Origin of the sequence: Cobetia sp. 10Alg 146 (genome assembly GCF_029846385.1) — a bacterium.
In the GTDB taxonomy this organism is placed as follows: domain Bacteria; phylum Pseudomonadota; class Gammaproteobacteria; order Pseudomonadales; family Halomonadaceae; genus Cobetia; species Cobetia marina.
The window spans coordinates 466,101-482,940 of record NZ_JARWKT010000003.1 but is presented as its reverse complement, the minus strand read 5'-3'; the positions used below and the strand labels follow the sequence as shown (position 1 = coordinate 482,940).

The 16,840-nt window shown below is 63.4% G+C and carries 15 protein-coding genes; 5 read left to right on the top strand and 10 right to left on the bottom strand.

From position 1 onward, the window contains the following. Positions 1 to 9 precede the first annotated feature (9 nt). From QD172_RS08090 to QD172_RS08075, 4 genes are all read left to right on the top strand, one after another. Positions 10 to 1,293 (top strand): ABC transporter substrate-binding protein, encoded by a 1,284-nt coding sequence (locus tag QD172_RS08090; RefSeq protein WP_279855421.1) that lies wholly within the window; start codon positions 10 to 12, stop codon positions 1,291 to 1,293. Next, positions 1,269 to 3,029, top strand: a complete 1,761-nt coding sequence (locus tag QD172_RS08085; RefSeq protein ID WP_279855420.1) for a hypothetical protein — start codon at positions 1,269 to 1,271, stop codon at positions 3,027 to 3,029. Before QD172_RS08090 ends, QD172_RS08085 begins: the two co-directional genes overlap by 25 nt. Positions 3,030 to 3,073: 44 nt before the next feature. Continuing rightward, entirely contained in the window at positions 3,074 to 3,721 is a 648-nt protein-coding gene (locus QD172_RS08080) for a CDP-alcohol phosphatidyltransferase family protein (protein ID WP_279855419.1), read from the top strand. Between the two features lie 89 nt (positions 3,722 to 3,810). Next, positions 3,811 to 4,509: a DUF3047 domain-containing protein gene (locus QD172_RS08075; protein WP_279855418.1), complete on the top strand. Its 699-nt coding sequence runs from the start codon at positions 3,811 to 3,813 to the stop codon at positions 4,507 to 4,509. Positions 4,510 to 4,753: 244 nt separating this feature from the next. Here the strand turns inward: QD172_RS08075 and QD172_RS08070 are convergent, their stop codons facing one another. Beyond that, a complete protein-coding gene (locus QD172_RS08070) occupies positions 4,754 to 5,236 on the bottom strand; it encodes a peptidylprolyl isomerase (RefSeq protein ID WP_065392558.1) in 483 nt (160 codons plus the stop codon). Positions 5,237 to 5,881: 645 nt separating this feature from the next. Here QD172_RS08070 and QD172_RS08065 point away from each other — a divergent pair. Then, on the top strand, positions 5,882 to 6,166 hold the full coding sequence (locus QD172_RS08065) for a hypothetical protein (protein ID WP_077375371.1): 285 nt from the start codon (positions 5,882 to 5,884) through the stop codon (positions 6,164 to 6,166). Between the two features lie 138 nt (positions 6,167 to 6,304). On the opposite strand, the gene QD172_RS08060 is transcribed toward QD172_RS08065, so the two are convergent. The 9 genes from QD172_RS08060 to mnmA form a co-directional block, all read right to left on the bottom strand. Then, the gene (locus QD172_RS08060; protein WP_217622059.1) at positions 6,305 to 7,315 is read right to left on the bottom strand and encodes a lipid A deacylase LpxR family protein; all 1,011 of its coding nucleotides are present in this window, start codon (positions 7,313 to 7,315) and stop codon (positions 6,305 to 6,307) included. 532 nt (positions 7,316 to 7,847) lie between these two features. Next, the gene (locus QD172_RS08055; RefSeq protein ID WP_077375365.1) at positions 7,848 to 8,360 is read right to left on the bottom strand and encodes a glycine zipper 2TM domain-containing protein; all 513 of its coding nucleotides are present in this window, start codon (positions 8,358 to 8,360) and stop codon (positions 7,848 to 7,850) included. 394 nt (positions 8,361 to 8,754) lie between these two features. Continuing rightward, on the bottom strand, positions 8,755 to 10,065 hold the full coding sequence (gene aceA, locus QD172_RS08050) for an isocitrate lyase (protein ID WP_077375362.1): 1,311 nt from the start codon (positions 10,063 to 10,065) through the stop codon (positions 8,755 to 8,757). Positions 10,066 to 10,257: 192 nt separating this feature from the next. Then, positions 10,258 to 11,031 carry a hypothetical protein gene (locus tag QD172_RS08045; RefSeq protein ID WP_279855416.1) on the bottom strand — a complete coding sequence of 258 codons (774 nt, stop codon included), beginning with the start codon at positions 11,029 to 11,031 and terminating at the stop codon, positions 10,258 to 10,260. Between the two features lie 365 nt (positions 11,032 to 11,396). Beyond that, on the bottom strand, positions 11,397 to 11,828 hold the full coding sequence (locus tag QD172_RS08040; RefSeq protein ID WP_279855415.1) for a GNAT family N-acetyltransferase: 432 nt from the start codon (positions 11,826 to 11,828) through the stop codon (positions 11,397 to 11,399). After that, the gene (locus QD172_RS08035) at positions 11,825 to 13,078 is read right to left on the bottom strand and encodes a cupin domain-containing protein (protein WP_279855414.1); all 1,254 of its coding nucleotides are present in this window, start codon (positions 13,076 to 13,078) and stop codon (positions 11,825 to 11,827) included. The genes QD172_RS08040 and QD172_RS08035 overlap by 4 nt, the downstream gene beginning before the upstream one ends. A 313-nt stretch (positions 13,079 to 13,391) precedes the next feature. Beyond that, positions 13,392 to 14,759, bottom strand: coding sequence for an adenylosuccinate lyase (purB, locus tag QD172_RS08030; RefSeq protein ID WP_077375351.1), 1,368 nt, complete (start codon positions 14,757 to 14,759; stop codon positions 13,392 to 13,394). A 149-nt stretch (positions 14,760 to 14,908) separates the two neighbouring features. After that, positions 14,909 to 15,544 (bottom strand): high frequency lysogenization protein HflD, encoded by a 636-nt coding sequence (hflD, locus tag QD172_RS08025; protein WP_077375348.1) that lies wholly within the window; start codon positions 15,542 to 15,544, stop codon positions 14,909 to 14,911. Continuing rightward, positions 15,541 to 16,722 carry a tRNA 2-thiouridine(34) synthase MnmA gene (gene mnmA / locus QD172_RS08020; protein WP_279855413.1) on the bottom strand — a complete coding sequence of 394 codons (1,182 nt, stop codon included), beginning with the start codon at positions 16,720 to 16,722 and terminating at the stop codon, positions 15,541 to 15,543. The genes hflD and mnmA overlap by 4 nt, the downstream gene beginning before the upstream one ends. Between the last annotated feature and the right edge of the window lie 118 nt (positions 16,723 to 16,840).

The following is a 16,840-nucleotide window of genomic DNA, read 5'->3' as shown; positions in this document are numbered from 1 at the left end:
GAAACCTCCATGGCTACGACATGTCTGCCGGGGCGACGTCGCGCATTGGCATTGATGGGTGGGTCACTGGTGTTGATGGCCGGCATGAGTGCCATGCCCTGGGCCACGTCACTGGCGTACGCCGCCGATGCCGCCAAGGGGCGGGCAGTGCCGATGCTGGCTGCACTGGAGTGGAACGTGATCGCCGACAAGGCACGCGGTCAGCGCATCGACTTCCACGCCTGGGGCGGGAGTGAAGCCACCAACGCCTATCTGCGCGCCCAGGCAGAGATCGCGGCACGTGAGCACGGTATCGAGGTGCGTCACGTCAAGATTGCCGATACCGCCGAGAGCGTCTCGACCTTGCTGGCCGAGAAGGCGGCGGGGCGCAGTGATGGCAGTATCGATGTCATCTGGATCAACGGCGAGAACTTCCGCGCGCTCAAGCAGGCCGAGCTGGTGTGGGGACCCTTCGTCGAACGCCTGCCCAACAGCGAGTATCTGCTCGAGGAGATCGGTGCGCGTGACTTCGGGCTCGCCACCGAGGGAATGGAGGCACCATGGGGGCGTGCCCAGCTGATCTTCATGTACGACAGTGCCTTGCTGGAATCGCCGCCACGTTCGATGCAGGCGCTGCTGGACGTGGCGAAGGCCAACCCCGGGCGCGTGACCTACCCGCAGCCACCGAGCTTTCATGGCACCACCTTTCTCAAGCAGGCGTTGCTTGAGTTGATGCCGGGTGAGCAGCGTGAACTGCTGGCTGCGCCGGTGATCGATGATGCCCAGTTCGCTTCGCTGACGGCACCGCTGTGGGACTATCTGGATGCCCTTCATCCGCTGATGTGGGCGCAGGGCGAGCGACAGCCAGCCGGTGCCGAGGAGCAGATGAAGCTGCTCGCTCAGCGCAGTGTCTGGATCGCGCTGAGCTTCGTGACCCAGGAAGTGGCCAATGGCCGTCAGGAAGGCCGCTTGCCGCCGACCGTGGAGCCGTACCTTCATGACGGCGGCACCCTCGGCAATGTGCACTATCTGGCGATTCCGGCCAGTGCGCCTCACAAGGCGGCCGCATTGGTGTGGGTCAATCAGTTGATGTCCGCCGAGGCACAGGCTGCCAAGGCGGACCCCTCACGCTGGGGTGACGAGACGGTGCTGGACGTGACGCGCCTGCCGGCGGCACAGCGCACTGCCTTCGACGCCCTGCCGGAGCTTGCGGGTGGCATGTCGCCCGAAGCGCTGGGCACGCCGCTGAGCGAGCCGCATCCCAGTTGGACCGATGCACTGGAGGCCGAGTGGGCGCGACGCTATCGCAACTGACGCAATGGCTTGCCGAGCGCTGGCGCGCTGAGCGCCCGGCGGGGCGCCTGGCATTGACACCGGCTCGCCTGCTGCGCTGGGCGGTATTGCTGTTGTTGCTCGGCCCCACGGCGCTGGGACTGGCAGGACTGGTCGCACCGGCCCTCGGGCTGTGGCCGGCGCTTGGCTTCGAGGAGGTCTCGGCGATCGCCTGGCAGCGCTGGTGGGCCTTGCCGGGACTGGCCGACGGACTGCGCCTGACCCTGGTCAGCGGGATCGGCGGCACGCTGCTGGCGGTACTGCTGACCATGGGCTGGCTGGCCGCGGCCGCCGGTACCCGTTTCGGCGAGCGCCTCGAACGCTTGCTGGCACCGGTGCTGGCGATGCCGCATCTGACGCTGGCTCTGGGGCTCTTGTGGCTGGCCGCCCCCAGCGGCGTGCTGATGCGATTGCTGCTGGCACCCTTCGAGGTGCTGGTCCCCCCGCAATACCCTCTGCCGGACGCGCATGGCATCACGCTGGCGCTGGGACTGGCACTCAAGGAAGCGCCGTTTCTGATGCTGATGGCCCAGACGGCGCTCTCGCGTCTGCCGGTCACCGCGCAACTGCAGGCGGGCCAGGCGCTCGGCTACAGCATCCCCCAGCTGCGCTGGCGAATTCTGATGCCGCAGGTGATGCGGGCCATCGCCCTGCCCATCGGTGCCGTGCTGGCCTATTCGCTGGCGGTGGTGGATGTCGCTCAGGTACTGGGGCCGACACGTACGCCGACCCTGGCGGTGCGTCTGGTCGAACTGTGGCGTGACAGTGACCCGAGCTCACGTCTACCAGCCAGTGTCGGGGCACTCCTGCTGGCACTGCTGGTCATCGTGGTGATGGCGCTGGGTGCCGCTGTGGGACGTTATCTGTTGAATCGCCATCGTGACTGGGTGCTCGACAACCCTGCACCTCGGGCGGCGGTACGCCCGGGGCGCAAGGGGCAGCGCGGGCGCGTGATCCGCGTCCTGCTCGGCACGGTGACGGCAGTCTCGCTGCTGGCCTTTGCCGTGATCGCCGTTCAATCGCTGGCCAGAAGCTGGTTCTTCCCGTCACTGCTGCCGGCTCGCTGGGGGCTGGAAAGCTGGCAACAGGCGCTTTCAGGACTGGGTGGAGCCTTCAGCAACAGCCTGTGGCTCGCCGTGCTGGTCGCCACCCTGGCGGTGATGCTCAGTGTGGCGGTCTTCGAGCGTGAGCGTGAGGTGGGTCGCCTGCGAGGCTTCGTGGTGTGCCTCTACCTGCCGTTGCTGCTGCCTCAGGCAAGCTTCCTGTTCGGTTTCCAGGTCGGCTGGCTGAGCCTCGGCGCGGATCCGGGCTGGGTGGGGGTGGTGATCGGCCATCTTCTGTTCGCCTTGCCCTATGCCTGGCTGACGCTGGCCGGCCCCTGGGCCCGCTTCGACGTGCGCCTCGAGCAGGCAGCACGACTGCTGGGGCGCTCGCGGCTTGAGGTGCTGATCGGCATCCGGCTGCGCTTGATGCTCAGGCCTCTGGCCATCAGCTGGGCAGTGGCCTTCGCGGTCAGCATCGCGCAGTACGTGCCGACGGTGGTGCTGGGCGGTGGACGCGTCCCCACCCTGACCACCGAGACGCTGGCGCTGGCCACGGGGGCGGATCCTCGCCTGACGGCGGTCGCGGCCTGTCTGCAGGCCTGTCTGCCGCTGCTGATCTTCCTGCTGGCGAGAGCCGTGCCTGCCGGGCGCGCGCTGGCACCGATACGTGGCTGATGCCTGACACCTTCCCCATTCAATCATTCTGGAGTCGATGAAGCATGCTGGACAAGTGGACCTCACGCTGGGTACAGCCACCCCTGAAGCGCCTGGCACGTAGCGCAGCGGAACGCGGTCTGCATCCTGACCAACTGACGCTGGCTGGCTTCGTCATCGGCATGCTGGCATTGCCGCTGCTGGCCTATGGGCAATTCGGACTGGCACTGATCGCGATCCTGATCAATCGGGTGGTGGATGGGCTGGATGGTGCCCTGGCGCGTCATGCGGGCTTGAGCTCGGACGCCGGCGGCTTTCTGGATATCTGTCTTGATTTCCTGTTCTACGCCGCCGTGGTGGTGGGCTTTGCACTGGCAGACCCGACCACCAATGCCATGCCGGCCGTGGCGTTGCTGTTCGCCTTCGTGGGCACGGGATCCAGCTTTCTGGCCTTTGCCATCATGGCGGCCAAGCACCAGCTGGAGCGCCCCAACTTCACCCGCAAGGCCTTCTATTATCTGGATGGCCTGACAGAAGGCACCGAGACGATCGGCTTCTTCGTGCTGGCCTGTCTGATGCCGCAACATTTCGCATGGCTGGCGTGGATCTTCGCGGCGGCATGCATCCTGACCACGCTGACGCGCGTATGGGGAGGGTATGTCACCTTGCGGGCCCAGGACCGCAGCGAGCAGCACGGCACCGACCCGGACTGATACGTGCCAAGCGCGGTACCTGGCCCTGCAGATGACTCGTCCCGTCATCTTTTTTCATCGCGTTGTTCAAGCGCTCCGGAGTCTTGCCAATGAAAACCACTTCCCGTCAGTTGTCTTCCTTCCTCCCCATGCTCGCGGCGGTCGCCTCCAGTGGCCTGCTGGCCGCGGCGATGCCCTCTGCGGCGCTGGCGGCTGACAAGACCTTCACGCCGGCCGAGATTCTCGCCTGGGGCGAGAAGACCTTCGAAGGCCAGACGGCGTATCGCGTGGTGGAGCGCGAAGGCCGTCCCGCTCTCGAGGCGCGTGCTCAGGGCCAGGCGTCCGCGCGCTATCTGGAGCAGGATATCTCGCTCGAGGAGACGCCCTATCTGAAGTGGTGCTGGCAGGTGGACAGCATCTATCCGGGCGTAAACGAGAAGACCAAGGGAGGGGATGACTACCCGGCGCGCCTCTATGTGGTCAACAAGACCGGCATCCTGCCGTGGCAGGTAGAGGCCATCAATTACGTCTGGTCCAGCAGTGAGGCAAAGGACAGTCATTGGGACAATGCCTTCACCGACCGCGCCGTGCTGCTGGCGGTGGAGTCCGGTGATCAGAAGGTGGGGCAGTGGGTCGCCGAGGTACGCGACCTGCGTGCCGACTACTCGGCGCTGTTCGGTAGCACGCCAGACGAGATAGCCGGGCTTGCGTTGATGGCTGACGGTGACAATGCCGGAGGCGACGCCACGGCGCTGTTCCGTGGGCTGAGCCTTTCCAGTGATGCCACGCCGCCCAGCTGCGGCGCCTGATCTGCAGAGCGAGCCTTCGGGAAGCCTCATCACAGACAGCATCATCAGAACCGGGCTTCAGAACTGGGCCTGAGAACTGGGCCTCAGAACTGGGCCTGAGAACTGGGCCTCAAAACCTGGTTTCAGACATGAAAAAGCCCCGCGACCGAGAATTCGGTGGCGGGGCTTCAGGTTCAGGCGTCACACCTCTCGTGTGAAGCACTCATCGGGCGACAGGGCCACCCGATGAGGGAAGGGGCGGAGCTTAGTGCTCCACGCCACCTTCACCGTGAACGTGGCCGTGTTCCAGCTCTTCGGCGGACGCTTCGCGCACGTTGGTGATCTCGACGTCGAAGTTCAGGGTCTCACCGGCCAGCGGGTGATTGCCATCGACAGTGACGGTGTCGCCTTCGACCTTGGTGACGGTGACCATCAGCGGGCCACCCTGGGTCTGTGCCTGGAACTGCATGCCGGCTTCGATCTCTTCGACGCCCTGGAAGGCTTCACGCGGCACTTCCTGCACCAGCGCTTCCTGGACATCACCGTAACCTTCTTCCGGAGAGACAGCGACTTTCAGCTTGTCGCCGGAAGTCTTGCCATCGAGTTCCTTCTCGAGGCCCGGAACGATGTTGCCGGCACCGTGGATGTAGGCCAGCGGCTCACGGCCTTCGGAGCTATCCAGCACTTCACCTTCGTTGTTGGTGAGGGTGTAGTGGAAGGATACGACGGCATTCTGGGCGATTTGCATGTTGAGGGCCTTTCGATAGGTATATGAACGGTCAATGGTAACGTGACCCTGAGGTGGCTGTCAGGGGGCTACGAGGAAAAATCCCGCGTATCGCGTGGCTTGCAGCTTGTTGAACAGCCATCCTGCAGGGCATGTCATCCACGTCACCGTGTCTTGAAATACTAGGTGACGCCCTGAAGGAGGCTTTTCAACCCGGTCCCCGAATTTTTTCTTGCCTGTTGCCCCGGGTGAGACTACACGCCTGCGCGAGCTTCCAGGGCGGGAAGGCGACGGGCATGGAGGAGAGAGGGGCTTGAGGGAATATTGAGGGAAGAAAGAAAGGGGAGGGACAGGAGAGAAGAAAGAGGAGAACACGAGAGAAGAAAAAGGAGAACAGGAGAGAAGAAAGGGGGAGCTGGCCGCGCTTCGCTGTACGAGGCAGGGCAACTTCAGGCGCCAATCACGGTCTCATGACCAATGACCGACAATGGTTGGTGCTGTCCGCTTGCGAGGGCATCGGGGGGCCGTTACTCTGCCTGTTCAGACTGCGAATTCTGACGCGGGCCTTTCGTTACCGGCTCCGCTCGCAAGGTCTGCCCCGTGGCCGCTGGCGGGAAACGACAATCACATGTTCCATGCGACCCTATCTTTCAGGAGAGAATTTCGATGACCGTGACACTGATCTGGCTGGTGAGCTTCGCCGCGCTCTTCATGCTGTGCTTGAACCGTTGGGAGGGCTCGCTGGGTGCCACCGTCAAGCGCATCCTGCCGGATGCCCTGAGCATCGACAGCGGTGATCGCTATGTCTGGGGCGCAGCGCTTGCCGTGCTGGGCGCTACTTTCATCGTCAACCCCATTTCCATGCTGATGGCGCTGATCATGCTGGCACTGATCGCCTTCATCGGCGGCAAGCTGATCTGCTGGGGCATGAGCAAGGTCAAGATGCACTGATCTGCCTTTATCATCCCGGGAGGCTTCAGTCCGCGTGTGACGCGCTGATCCGTTGCCTCCCACGGACACACGAAGGCCGGGCATCTGCCCGGCCTTCGTGTGTCTGGCACGCCTGTTCTCACCGTCGGTCTCTGGTCTTCACAGCCAGGTGGAGAGCGTGATGGAGCCGAACTGATCGCTTTCCTGTTGGGTCTCGAATTCGTGCGTGCGCCAGACGTTGACGAAGGCGAGCTGCCAGCGCTGCCAGCTCAGGGCAAAGCCGAGCTGGACATCTCCTACCAGCGGGCGACGGTCCACCGAGTCACTGTCCTCAAAGCTGTTGCCGTCCAGCAGCATGTTGCGCGCCACGGCACGGCCTTCCAGATTGGCGAACAGATACCAGGCGAATTCACCATCCGGCTCGAAATACTGACGCCCGCTCTGGGAGGGAGCGACGGTCGGGATGCCGTAGCTGCGTGACAGTCCCTGGCCGATGCGCACACCGCCCCCCACGCCAGCGTAGGTATACAGGTTGCCCAGCGCCATCGAGGCAGAGGGGCCGTACTCCATTTCCAGGCCCCCCAGGCTTGCCGGCAGCCACAGCTGGCTCTGCCAGCCGGCATTGACCACGGCTTCATTGTGAAGCTGATGGTCCCAGCCCTGCGGGTCATCACTGCCGGTGATCTCGTGGACTCCCTTCTGCGCCTTCTCGGCACCTGAGGCGGGACCGACGATGCCGAGATCCAGATTGAAGGTATCGACCCGTCGCCAACCCTCTCCCTCTTCACCGGCGAACAGCGAAAGGCCACCGAACAGATAGCCCGCATAGGGGCGATCATCCTCGTTTGGTTGCTCGCGAGTGATGTCGTTGGGGGTATAGATCTGCTGTCCGAAGCGATAGGCCGTGGCATCCAGACGTGCAGCGCTGAAACCGGGCACCCAGTCGGCGAAGGCGCGAGACCAATGCTGATCCGGTGTCGCGAAGGTATAGCTCAGCGCAAACCCATTGGTGTAGTGGCCGTCATCGCCGGAGGCGAGAAGGTCATTCTCGACCTTGAGAGACAGCACGCCACCCTCGTCCTCGTCGGCTTCCACGATGGGGGCCAGCGCCACCGCGCCGAGCATGATCAGCGCCAGCCCCAGCCGTCGCGTGGAGAAGGCGGGAGCCATCTGCGGGACATGGCGGGTGACGATAGCCGTACACGGACTCTCATCACCAGAACAGCGGTGCCCGTGGGAGGAACAGGTCAAGGATGACGCGCTGCAAGGCGTCTGGCGGGCGCTCTGAGGAGAATCTGTAGGACGGGCAGTGACGGGACGCATCGCAACTCCTGGGACGAAAAGTTGTACACAGAGTCTAGTTAAGCTGCATGTGTATAACTTTGCACAAAAAATCACGATTTCATAGCCTGTTAATCAATAGATGACCAATGGATCACTCCGTACGGCGCGCCGCTCATGCGTGAGGAAGAGAAAGAGAGAGCAAGGGAAAGAGAAAGTGAGAGGAAAATATCGATACGCCAGCGTCAGGCGCGTGCGAGGGACCAGGCAAGCGCATGAATACCGGGAAGGCGAGGGCAGCAAGCAAAGCCGCAAAACGGCAGGAGCCTCTTGAGTGCAGAGAGGCCTGCAACAGAAGTCGTTCAGGGAGGGGAGACACTGAATGGCTGGCACCCGGCAAGGGCACCAGCCATCAAGAGGATCAATACGGGGCGACGCTCAGGTTGGCACCGTAGCCGACCAGGCGGACACGCTGGCCAACCGAGAAGGCGGTATCGGCCTTCTGGACGACGATGAGGCTGTCGCCAGCATCGCGGCGCACCTCGATCTCATAGGCATCGATCTGGTCGACGTTGTCGGCGATCGACTTGCCCGCGACGCTACCGCCGATGGCACCGGCGGCGGTCGCGATCGCACGGCCGGAACCGCCACCGATCTGGCTGCCGAGCAGGCCGCCGACGACGGCGCCACCCAGGCCGCCAAGCACGCCGCTGCCTTCATCCTGTGCCTGGATCTGCACCGGGCGCAGCGAGGTGATGGTGCCGTAGCTGACGGACTGTGCACGCTTGGCCTGATCACCGGTATAGACGTTGCCGGAATAGATATCGCTGTTCGCGCAGCCACCCAGTGTCAGCAGGCCAATGGCGATCACTGGCAACCAGCGTGCCGAGCGTTTCGCGTCAGGACGTCGTTGTGAGTGGGTCGGGAAGCTCATGATGTATTTCCTCGCAGGAAGCGGTGCAACATTCGGTTGTGATGAGGTCATGGGGTGTGGAGGCCGATGACGACGGATGAGAGAAGCTGGCTGGCACGTCCGTTGGCCGCCACCGTGTCGTTGCGCTGTCGAGGGCCGAGGCAATGCCCCCGTGACAGTGCAAGAACACTGTTTCCTAACAGTATAGACCACGTCGCCATTCTCGGGTTCCCCTGCACGCCATCCCGGACGGGAGCACCCGTGCCACTGTTGCGTCGCGCCCCATGCACCGAATTCTGGAACGACGAAGACACGCAAGCCCGCGTGAACGGGCTTGCGTGTCTTCGGATGGTGACCCTCGGTCAAGTCTCTGTCTCGCCGAGGGTTGTCTGCTGTCTGCAGGGAAGTGCTGAGATCAGAACTGGTCTTCCTCGGTAGAGCCGGTGAGGGCGGTGACGGAGGAGTTGCCACCCTGGATGACATTGGTCATGTCATCGAAGTAGCCGGTGCCGACTTCCTGCTGGTGTGCCACGAAGGTGTAGCCCTTCTCGGCGGCGGCAAATTCGGCTTCCTGTACCTTCTCGACGTAGTGCTTCATGCCTTCGCCCTGGGCGTAGTCGTAGGCGAGATCGAACATGTTGAACCACATGTTGTGGATGCCGGCCAGGGTGATGAACTGGTACTTGTAGCCCATGTCCGAGAGTTCCTGCTGGAACTTGGCGATGGTGGCGTCGTCGAGGTTCTTCTTCCAGTTGAAGGAAGGCGAGCAGTTGTAGGCCAGCAGCTGATCCGGGTATTCCTTCTTGATCGCTTCCGCGAAGCGGCGTGCTTCCTCGAGGTCCGGCTTGGCCGTCTCGCACCAGATCAGGTCGGCGTAGGGCGCGTAGGCCAGACCGCGTGCGATGGCCTGATCCAGGCCGGCATTGACGCGATAGAAGCCTTCGTCGGAGCGCTCGCCGGTCAGGAACGGCTTGTCGTAGTCGTCGACGTCAGAGGTGATCAGGTCAGCGGCGTTGGCATCGGTACGCGCGATGACCAGCGTCGGCACGCCGGCCACGTCAGCGGCCAGACGTGCGGCGACCAGCTTCTGCACCGCTTCCTGGGTCGGCACCAGCACCTTGCCCCCCATGTGACCACATTTCTTGACTGACGCCAGCTGGTCCTCGAAGTGCACGCCGGAGGCGCCCGCGCGGATCATGGCGGTCATCAGCTCATAGCCGTTGAGTACGCCACCGAAGCCGGCCTCGGCATCCGCGACGATGGGCGCGAAGTAGTCGACGAAGCCGGCATCGCCCGGATTGGCCCCTTTCTGCCATTGGATCTGGTCGGCGCGACGGAAGGTGTTGTTGATGCGCTTGACCACGGTCGGCACGGAATCCACCGGGTAAAGGGACTGATCCGGGTACATGGCCTCGCTGGTATTGTTGTCAGCGGCGACCTGCCAGCCGGACAGGTAGATGGCTTCGATACCGGCCTTCACCTGTTGCATGGCCTGGCCACCGGTCAGAGCGCCAAGACAGTTGACGTAGCCCTTCTTGGCATCACCATTGACCAGTTTCCAGAGCTTTTCGGCACCACGCGTCGCCAGGGTGTTGGCTTCCTGGACGGAGCCGCGCAGGCGCACCACATCCTCTGCGGAATACGGGCGTGTCACGCCTTCCCAACGTGCATTTTCGGCCCAGTCCTTTTCCAGCGCTGCAATCTGTTCGGCACGTGATTGAGTCATGGTGCATCTCCTGATGGCTTCGTCGCAGGGCCTCGAGGGCGCCTGGCATGTCGTGGTGTCTTGTGTCTGTTGCCGTGTCATCTGGTGAATCAGGGCGGGATCTGGTCAGAGACTGGCGTGCGGAAATGTCGTGAGACCGTCCGGGCTGCCTGCCGCTCATCGCCGCCAAGCGCTATCCATCATTTGTCATTGTCATCGTGGGATAGCGAGATCATCGTTTGTTGTTGTGGGTCTTGAAGTCGTGTCGGTCAGGCGAGTTCTCTCGAGCAGCACCTGATGGCAGCCCTCGCGCATCTCAGGATGAGGCTGCAGAGTCAGACGCTCGAGCCAGGGCTGCAGGAAGTAGAGGCTGGCCTCCAGGACTGGCACCGTGCAGTTCGCAAGTCTTGCCGTGACGCGGGGAGGGCGGCCATCCGGCGCTCTGAGGCGCGCGATGAGCTCCCCCCAGCAGAGCGCCTCTCGCACACTGCCGATGTGAGCGATATCGAGCCCGGCATGGCGTTCGCCGCGATGCCGCGCGGCGGCCAGCGTCCAGAAGGCCAGCGGGAGGGGGCGTCCGGCGATCATGAGCCCCTTCACGGCTTGCTCGAGCCCGGGTAGCGCGAGGCGTGAATCAGCCGCCAGTCCGTCACCCTGACGTGCCACCTGCCAGGTGTCGTCGCGCAATCCCGGCTCCGGTCTCGTCGACGCGGGCTGCGAGGTCCCATCGAATCGTTGCCATTGCCAGTCGTTGCCTGCCAGGTGCCAGCGCTTGTCACGGCTCAAGTGACAAATCGTCTGTGCCTGTGCAGCGGTCGGTTCTGGTGGAACGCTGGGCAGGAGGTCGATCATCGGGCGAGCCAGTCTGGCGAGGCGTGCCTGCATCTCTCGGGAGTGCCACAGCTCATTCCGGGCTTCCTCCAGTGGCTTCCCCGTGATGCCACTGGTGGCACTGCGTCCCGACACATTACTGCTGACGTTGGCCATGGAGCTCCCGCTGGATGTGGCAAGCGTTGCAGAGGGTATGCCATGCATGGGGAGGCCTCCTGATTGGCGATGCCGCAATGCAGCGTGATGGGGATGACTCCTAGCATCGCTGTGAATCATCGCGTTGTCTTTCATTCCTTGGTCGTATTAAAACGCCCGTTTCATACCGTTTCAACGCTGAGGATAATTCGCATGACAAACGAGTGTTTTAATATTTTCAATATCATCATCATGTCAGGTTTCATGAGCCCTGGGGAATGATGACTTGGTCACGTTTCACGTTGTAGCCAGACTACAAGATATTTGAAGGCATAAAAAAACCGGCCCCCACAGGGAGCCGGTTTCTGGTGACAAAACGTCGCTTTTCAGTTGAGAATCAAGCGCATGCTGCGGTGCGGTATCCCGGCATCGATGAATTCCTCACCAAAGGCCGTGAAGCCCAGGCGTTGATAGAATTCCAGAGCGTGGATCTGGGCATCGAGCAGTACCTCTGCGTGACCCGCCTGGCGAGCGGCATGAATGGCCGCCTCCATCAGGCGCAGACCAAGCCCCAGCCCCCGTGCCTGGGAGAGCACGGCGACGCGACCGACATGGCCATCCGGCAGCAGGCGAGCGGTCCCGACGGCACGCCCTTCAAGGCGTGCCAGGAAATGGACGCACTGCTCGTCGCGGCCGTCCCATTCCTCGTCCTGCGGGACCTGCTGCTCTTCGATGAAGACCACGCGACGGATCTCGCTGACCTCATCGGCGAGGGTCTGCCAGTCACCGCGTTCCAGACTGATCATGGCGTCACTCATGCGTCATCTTCCTCCTCGTCCTCTTCGTCCTGCAGGTCGCATTCCAGAATCAGACTGCCGCGATTGACCAGCGCCGTGAGCAGGCTGACCACGGCCTTGCGATCAAGGTCGGCCGTCGTGTAGTCAAGCAACACCGCCGTCAGGCGTTCGCTGGAGGCCAGCGCTTCCGCGAGCGCCGGGGTCGCGGGGACGCCATCGCCATCGACGAACAGGGTGCTGGTGTCATTCTCACCGTGACGGAAGGCGAAGCGCGAGCCCAGCGAGCGCACCAGTACGCCTTCATCTTCCAGATACTCGACCAGTTCATGCGTCTTGAGCGCCGGCTCACGGGCGGCGAGCTGCTCCAGATACTTGGGCTGGGTCATGTAGCGACCGAACCACTGGGCCAGCTGGGTCGGGTTGTCCAACGTGCTGAGCAACAGTTCGCGTACGCGCTCGAGCGAGGCGTCGTCCAGCTCGCCGGCATTGGCGACCGGTGCCATGCCCTGGTCACGGTAGCGCAGCGATTCCGGCAGGCTGGCGCCCAGGTAATCGGCATAGGAGGTGACGACTTCATCGGCGGAAGGGGCACGGAAGCCGACCGAGATGGTCATGCAGTCATCGGACTGGCTGACGCCGTGGTGGGCCAGACGCGGCGGCACGTAGAGCATGTCGCCCGGCTCCAGCACCCAATCCTCGCCCGGCGTGACCTCGAAGTGCTTGAGGATGCGCAGGTCGATGCCATCGATGATCTCGGCGTCATCACCGTGCATGCCGCCCAGCTGCCAGTGACGCTGGCCTTGCGCCTGCAGCAGGAAGACATCGTAGTTGTCCAGATGCGGACCGACGCTGCCGCCGGTGGGCGCGTAGCTGATCATGATGTCATCGAGGCGCCAGCGCGGCAGGAAGGTGAAGGGCTCGAAGAGGGCAGCGACGTCCGGGACGTAATGGTCCACTGCCTGCACCAGCAGGCTCCACTGGCTGTCGTCCTTGGCATCGAGGCGCGCAAAGGTGGCGTCATCGAAAGGCCCGTGGCTGACCTGCCAGGCCTTGTCGGGACCATGCTCTTCCACCAGGCGTGCCTCGATGCCGTCCTCGCAGGCCAGTCCCGCCAGTTCATCGGCTTCCAGCGGCGTCTCGAAATCCGCGAAGGCGCCGCGAATCAGCAGCGGCTTCTGCTGCCAGTAGTCGCGCAGGAATTCGCGGATGCTCAGGCCGCCCAACAGTGCCAGTGGCGTGTCGGTGTCGTAGGGGGCGGGGGATGTGCTCATGCAGAACCTCTCGAACGTGAGCCGCGGCCCTTGGTGGGCCTGCGTGTCTCGCGATGACGTCGGTGAAGCCGCTTCCGGTTGGCTGGCGGCAATGCGATCCATGCCGGCCCGCGTGGGGCGTGACATGTCGTGCGCACTGACGTGGATACGTCAGTGGTCGTGAATACATGGTCGTGCAACGAGCGCCGCGTGCAGCGCGTCGCCTGATGTCTGATGTGTAATACGTGATACGTGATACGTGGTGCGTAATGCGTAATGCATGACGCCGGAGCAGAGGCCCCGGCGTCTTAAGACTTGCAGTGACCTGCGCCGCTTAGAGCGCCTTGGCCTGTGCAATGGCGTTGCCGATGTAGCTGGCCGGGCTCAGAGCCTTCAGCTCGGTCTTGACGTCTTCCGGCAGTTCCAGCGTCTCGATGAAGGCGGCGAAACCGGCCTGGTCGATGCGCTTGCCACGGGTCAGCTCCTTGAGCTTCTCGTAGGGCTTCTCGATGCCGTAACGACGCATGACGGTCTGGATCGGCTCGGCCAGCACTTCCCAGCTGTTGTCCAGATCCGCGTTCAGGCGTTCCGGGTTGGCTTCCAGCTTGCTGATGCCCTTCAGGGTCGCCTGGTAGGCGATCAGGCCCTGTGCCAGACCGGTACCGAGATTGCGCAGCACGGTGGAGTCGGTCAGGTCACGCTGCCAGCGGGAGATCGGCAGCTTCTGCGCCAGATGGCCCAGCACGGCGTTGGCGATGCCCAGATTGCCTTCGGAGTTCTCGAAGTCGATCGGGTTGACCTTGTGCGGCATGGTGGAGGAGCCGATCTCGCCGGCCACGGTGCGCTGCTTGAAGTACCCCAGCGAGATGTAGCCCCAGACATCACGATCGAAGTCGATCAGGATGGTGTTGAAGCGGCAGACGGCATCGAACAGCTCGGCGATGTAGTCGTGCGGTTCGATCTGGGTGGTGTACGGGTTGAAGGTCAGGCCGAGGCTCTCGACGAAGGTTTCGGCATTGGCCGCCCAGTCGATGGCCGGGTAGGTGGTCAGGTGGGCGTTGTAGTTGCCCACGGCACCGTTGATCTTGCCGAGCATCTCGATGCGTTCGATCTGGGCCAGCTGACGACGCAGACGCGCGGCGACGTTGGCCATTTCCTTGCCGAGGGTGGTCGGGCTGGCAGTCTGGCCGTGGGTACGCGACAGCATCGGCTGTTCGGCGTGCTGGTGAGCCAGTGCGACGATGGCCTCGGTCACTTCACGCATCTGCGGCAGCAGCACGTTGTCCAGACCGCCACGCAGCATCAGGGCGTGAGACAGGTTGTTGATGTCTTCACTGGTGCAGGCGAAGTGGATGAATTCGGTGACGGCGTTGAGCTCAGCGTTGCCCTCGACCTTCTCCTTCAGGAAGTACTCGACCGCCTTCACGTCGTGATTGGTGGTGCGCTCGATGTCCTTGATGCGCTGGGCATCCTCGACACTGAAGTCGCTGACGATGGCGTCCAGTACGGCGTTGGCTTCCTTCGAGAAAGCCGGCACTTCAGCGATCTCGGCGTGGGCGGCCAGGCGCTGCAGCCAGCGCACCTCGACGGTGACACGGGCACGGATCAGGCCGAATTCACTGAAGTGCTCGCGCAGGGCCTCGGTCTTGGCGCCATAACGGCCATCGACAGGAGACAGAGCGGTGAGGGCGGACAGCTGCATGATGAGAATCTTCCGATGGTGGCAGGACAGGACGTGCTGCCAGTTCAAGTGTCTCGGAACCCGCTTGACGGGTTCCAGCGTTGTTGAAGCGAATTCGGGGTGCGCGCGGTGTTGCCTGGCGGGCGTGCTGCCGGCCAGGCGAGCCGGCATCAGTCCAGCTGGCGCAGGGATTTCTTGAGCGCGGAGCGCTGGAAGATCAGCTTCCAGCGACGGCCGCCCTGCTGGTCCCACAGCAGCGCGAAGCGTACGCCGGCCAGCAGGGCGCAACGGATGCGCTCTGGCATCATGCGTTGCTGCAGCAGACCGGGATCGCCCTGCACCACGATCCGGTAACGGAAGGTGGAGAGGGTCTGCTGGTAGAGCTCGCCGAGGCTTGCGATCACGTTCTCGTGGGTCGGCCCGAAGTGCTCGGCCTGGCCCTGGATTCGCGTCAGGCCTGCCCCCAGCTTGTCCAGCATGTCCGGGTCCTGCTTGAGCTTGCTCATCAGCATCACCAGCGAGAAGCCATAGCGCATCACTACGGGGGAGACCTGACGCCGATCCATCACCGCACTCACGGTGTCGATGCCCAGGCGCAGGCGGTTGTGATGCCCGCCGTAGATGGCCTCGAAGCTTTCCGGGTTGGTGTCCAGAGTGGCGTTGACCAGGGTTTCCCAGGCGCGCTCGTCGCACTGGCCATGACGGGCGAGCTCATCGACCAGCGCGGCCGCCTGGAAGACGCCCGCCAGCGAAAGCGCCTGGCGGGTGGTGGTATCAGTAACGGGACGGATCGGCACGCTGGTCATTGCGCGGCAGACTCCTCGGGGCCAGAGAGCGGGGCGGCAGCCATGCTGCTGGCCGCTGCCGGAAGTTTCCAGGCGGCATCGATCACGCCGCCACCCAGACAGATGTCGCCGAGATAGAAGACGGCTGACTGACCGGGCGTGACGGCACGTTGTGGCTCATCGAAGCGTACCTCGACACGCTGGCCGTCATTGACGATCAAGGTCGCGGCCTGATCTTCCTGACGGTAGCGATTCTTGCAGCGGATACGCAGTTCGCCGTTGGCATCGGCCGCGGGCGGCTCGCCCGCCACCCAGTCGACGGACTCGGTGCTCAGGACCTGGGTGTAGAGCAGCTCGTGGTGCTTGCCCTGCACGGCGATCAGCACATTGCGCTCCAGATCCTTGGCACAGACGAACCAGGGAGCGTCCGGATGGTTGCGCAGTCCGCCGATGCCCAGGCCCTGGCGCTGGCCGAGGGTGTAGTACATCAGGCCCATGTGCTCGCCGATGACCTCGCCGTCAGGCGTCTCGATCTTGCCCGGCTGGGCCGGCAGGTACTGCTTGAGGAAGTCGGCGAAGCGTCGCTCACCGATGAAGCAGATACCGGTGGAGTCCTTCTTGCGAGCGGTGACAAGCTCATGCCTCTCGGCGATGGCCCGCACTTCGTGCTTATCCAGTTCTCCCACCGGGAAGAGGGTGCGCGCGATGGCGGACTCCGGCACGGCGTGCAGGAAGTAGCTCTGGTCCTTGTTGGTGTCCAGGCCCTTGAGCAGGCGCGCACGACCGTCACGCACGCCGCCACGCACGTAGTGGCCGGTGGCGATCAGCTCGGCACCCAGCATCTCGGCATACTCGAGGAAGACCTTGAACTTGATCTCCCGATTGCAAAGGATGTCGGGATTCGGCGTGCGACCGGCCTTGTACTCGGCCAGGAAGTGCTCGAAGACATTGTCCCAGTACTCCGCGGCGAAGTTGGCGGTATGCAGCTTGATGCCGAGCTTGTCGCACACGGCCTGGGCATCGGCCAGGTCTTCGATGGCGGTGCAGTATTCGCTGCCGTCATCTTCGTCCCAGTTCTTCATGAACAGGCCTTCGACCTGGTAGCCCTGCTCCATCAACAACAGGGCAGAGACAGAGGAGTCGACACCGCCGGACATGCCGACGATGACCTTGGTTCCGGTACCGGTTTCAGCGGTCATCAGTTCTCTCGTCACCCGCGTGGCCGCGAGTCGTCACAAACAGGGGAGGCGGCGGATACGTCATCCTGGCACCGCTTGATTGACCGCGATTATACCTGAAGGCGTGGGTGGGATTCAC

Coding starts and splice junctions, on each gene's coding strand:
- QD172_RS08090 (WP_279855421.1), top strand. CDS start 10: ATGGCTACGACATGTCTGCCGGGGCGACGTCGCGCATTGGCATTGATG.
- QD172_RS08080 (WP_279855419.1), top strand. CDS start 3,074: ATGCTGGACAAGTGGACCTCACGCTGGGTACAGCCACCCCTGAAGCGC.
- QD172_RS08075 (WP_279855418.1), top strand. CDS start 3,811: ATGAAAACCACTTCCCGTCAGTTGTCTTCCTTCCTCCCCATGCTCGCG.
- QD172_RS08070 (WP_065392558.1), bottom strand. CDS start 5,236: ATGCAAATCGCCCAGAATGCCGTCGTATCCTTCCACTACACCCTCACC.
- QD172_RS08065 (WP_077375371.1), top strand. CDS start 5,882: ATGACCGTGACACTGATCTGGCTGGTGAGCTTCGCCGCGCTCTTCATG.
- QD172_RS08060 (WP_217622059.1), bottom strand. CDS start 7,315: ATGGCTCCCGCCTTCTCCACGCGACGGCTGGGGCTGGCGCTGATCATG.
- QD172_RS08055 (WP_077375365.1), bottom strand. CDS start 8,360: ATGAGCTTCCCGACCCACTCACAACGACGTCCTGACGCGAAACGCTCG.
- aceA (WP_077375362.1), bottom strand. CDS start 10,065: ATGACTCAATCACGTGCCGAACAGATTGCAGCGCTGGAAAAGGACTGG.
- QD172_RS08045 (WP_279855416.1), bottom strand. CDS start 11,031: ATGGCCAACGTCAGCAGTAATGTGTCGGGACGCAGTGCCACCAGTGGC.
- QD172_RS08040 (WP_279855415.1), bottom strand. CDS start 11,828: ATGAGTGACGCCATGATCAGTCTGGAACGCGGTGACTGGCAGACCCTC.
- QD172_RS08035 (WP_279855414.1), bottom strand. CDS start 13,078: ATGAGCACATCCCCCGCCCCCTACGACACCGACACGCCACTGGCACTG.
- purB (WP_077375351.1), bottom strand. CDS start 14,759: ATGCAGCTGTCCGCCCTCACCGCTCTGTCTCCTGTCGATGGCCGTTAT.
- hflD (WP_077375348.1), bottom strand. CDS start 15,544: ATGACCAGCGTGCCGATCCGTCCCGTTACTGATACCACCACCCGCCAG.
- mnmA (WP_279855413.1), bottom strand. CDS start 16,722: ATGACCGCTGAAACCGGTACCGGAACCAAGGTCATCGTCGGCATGTCC.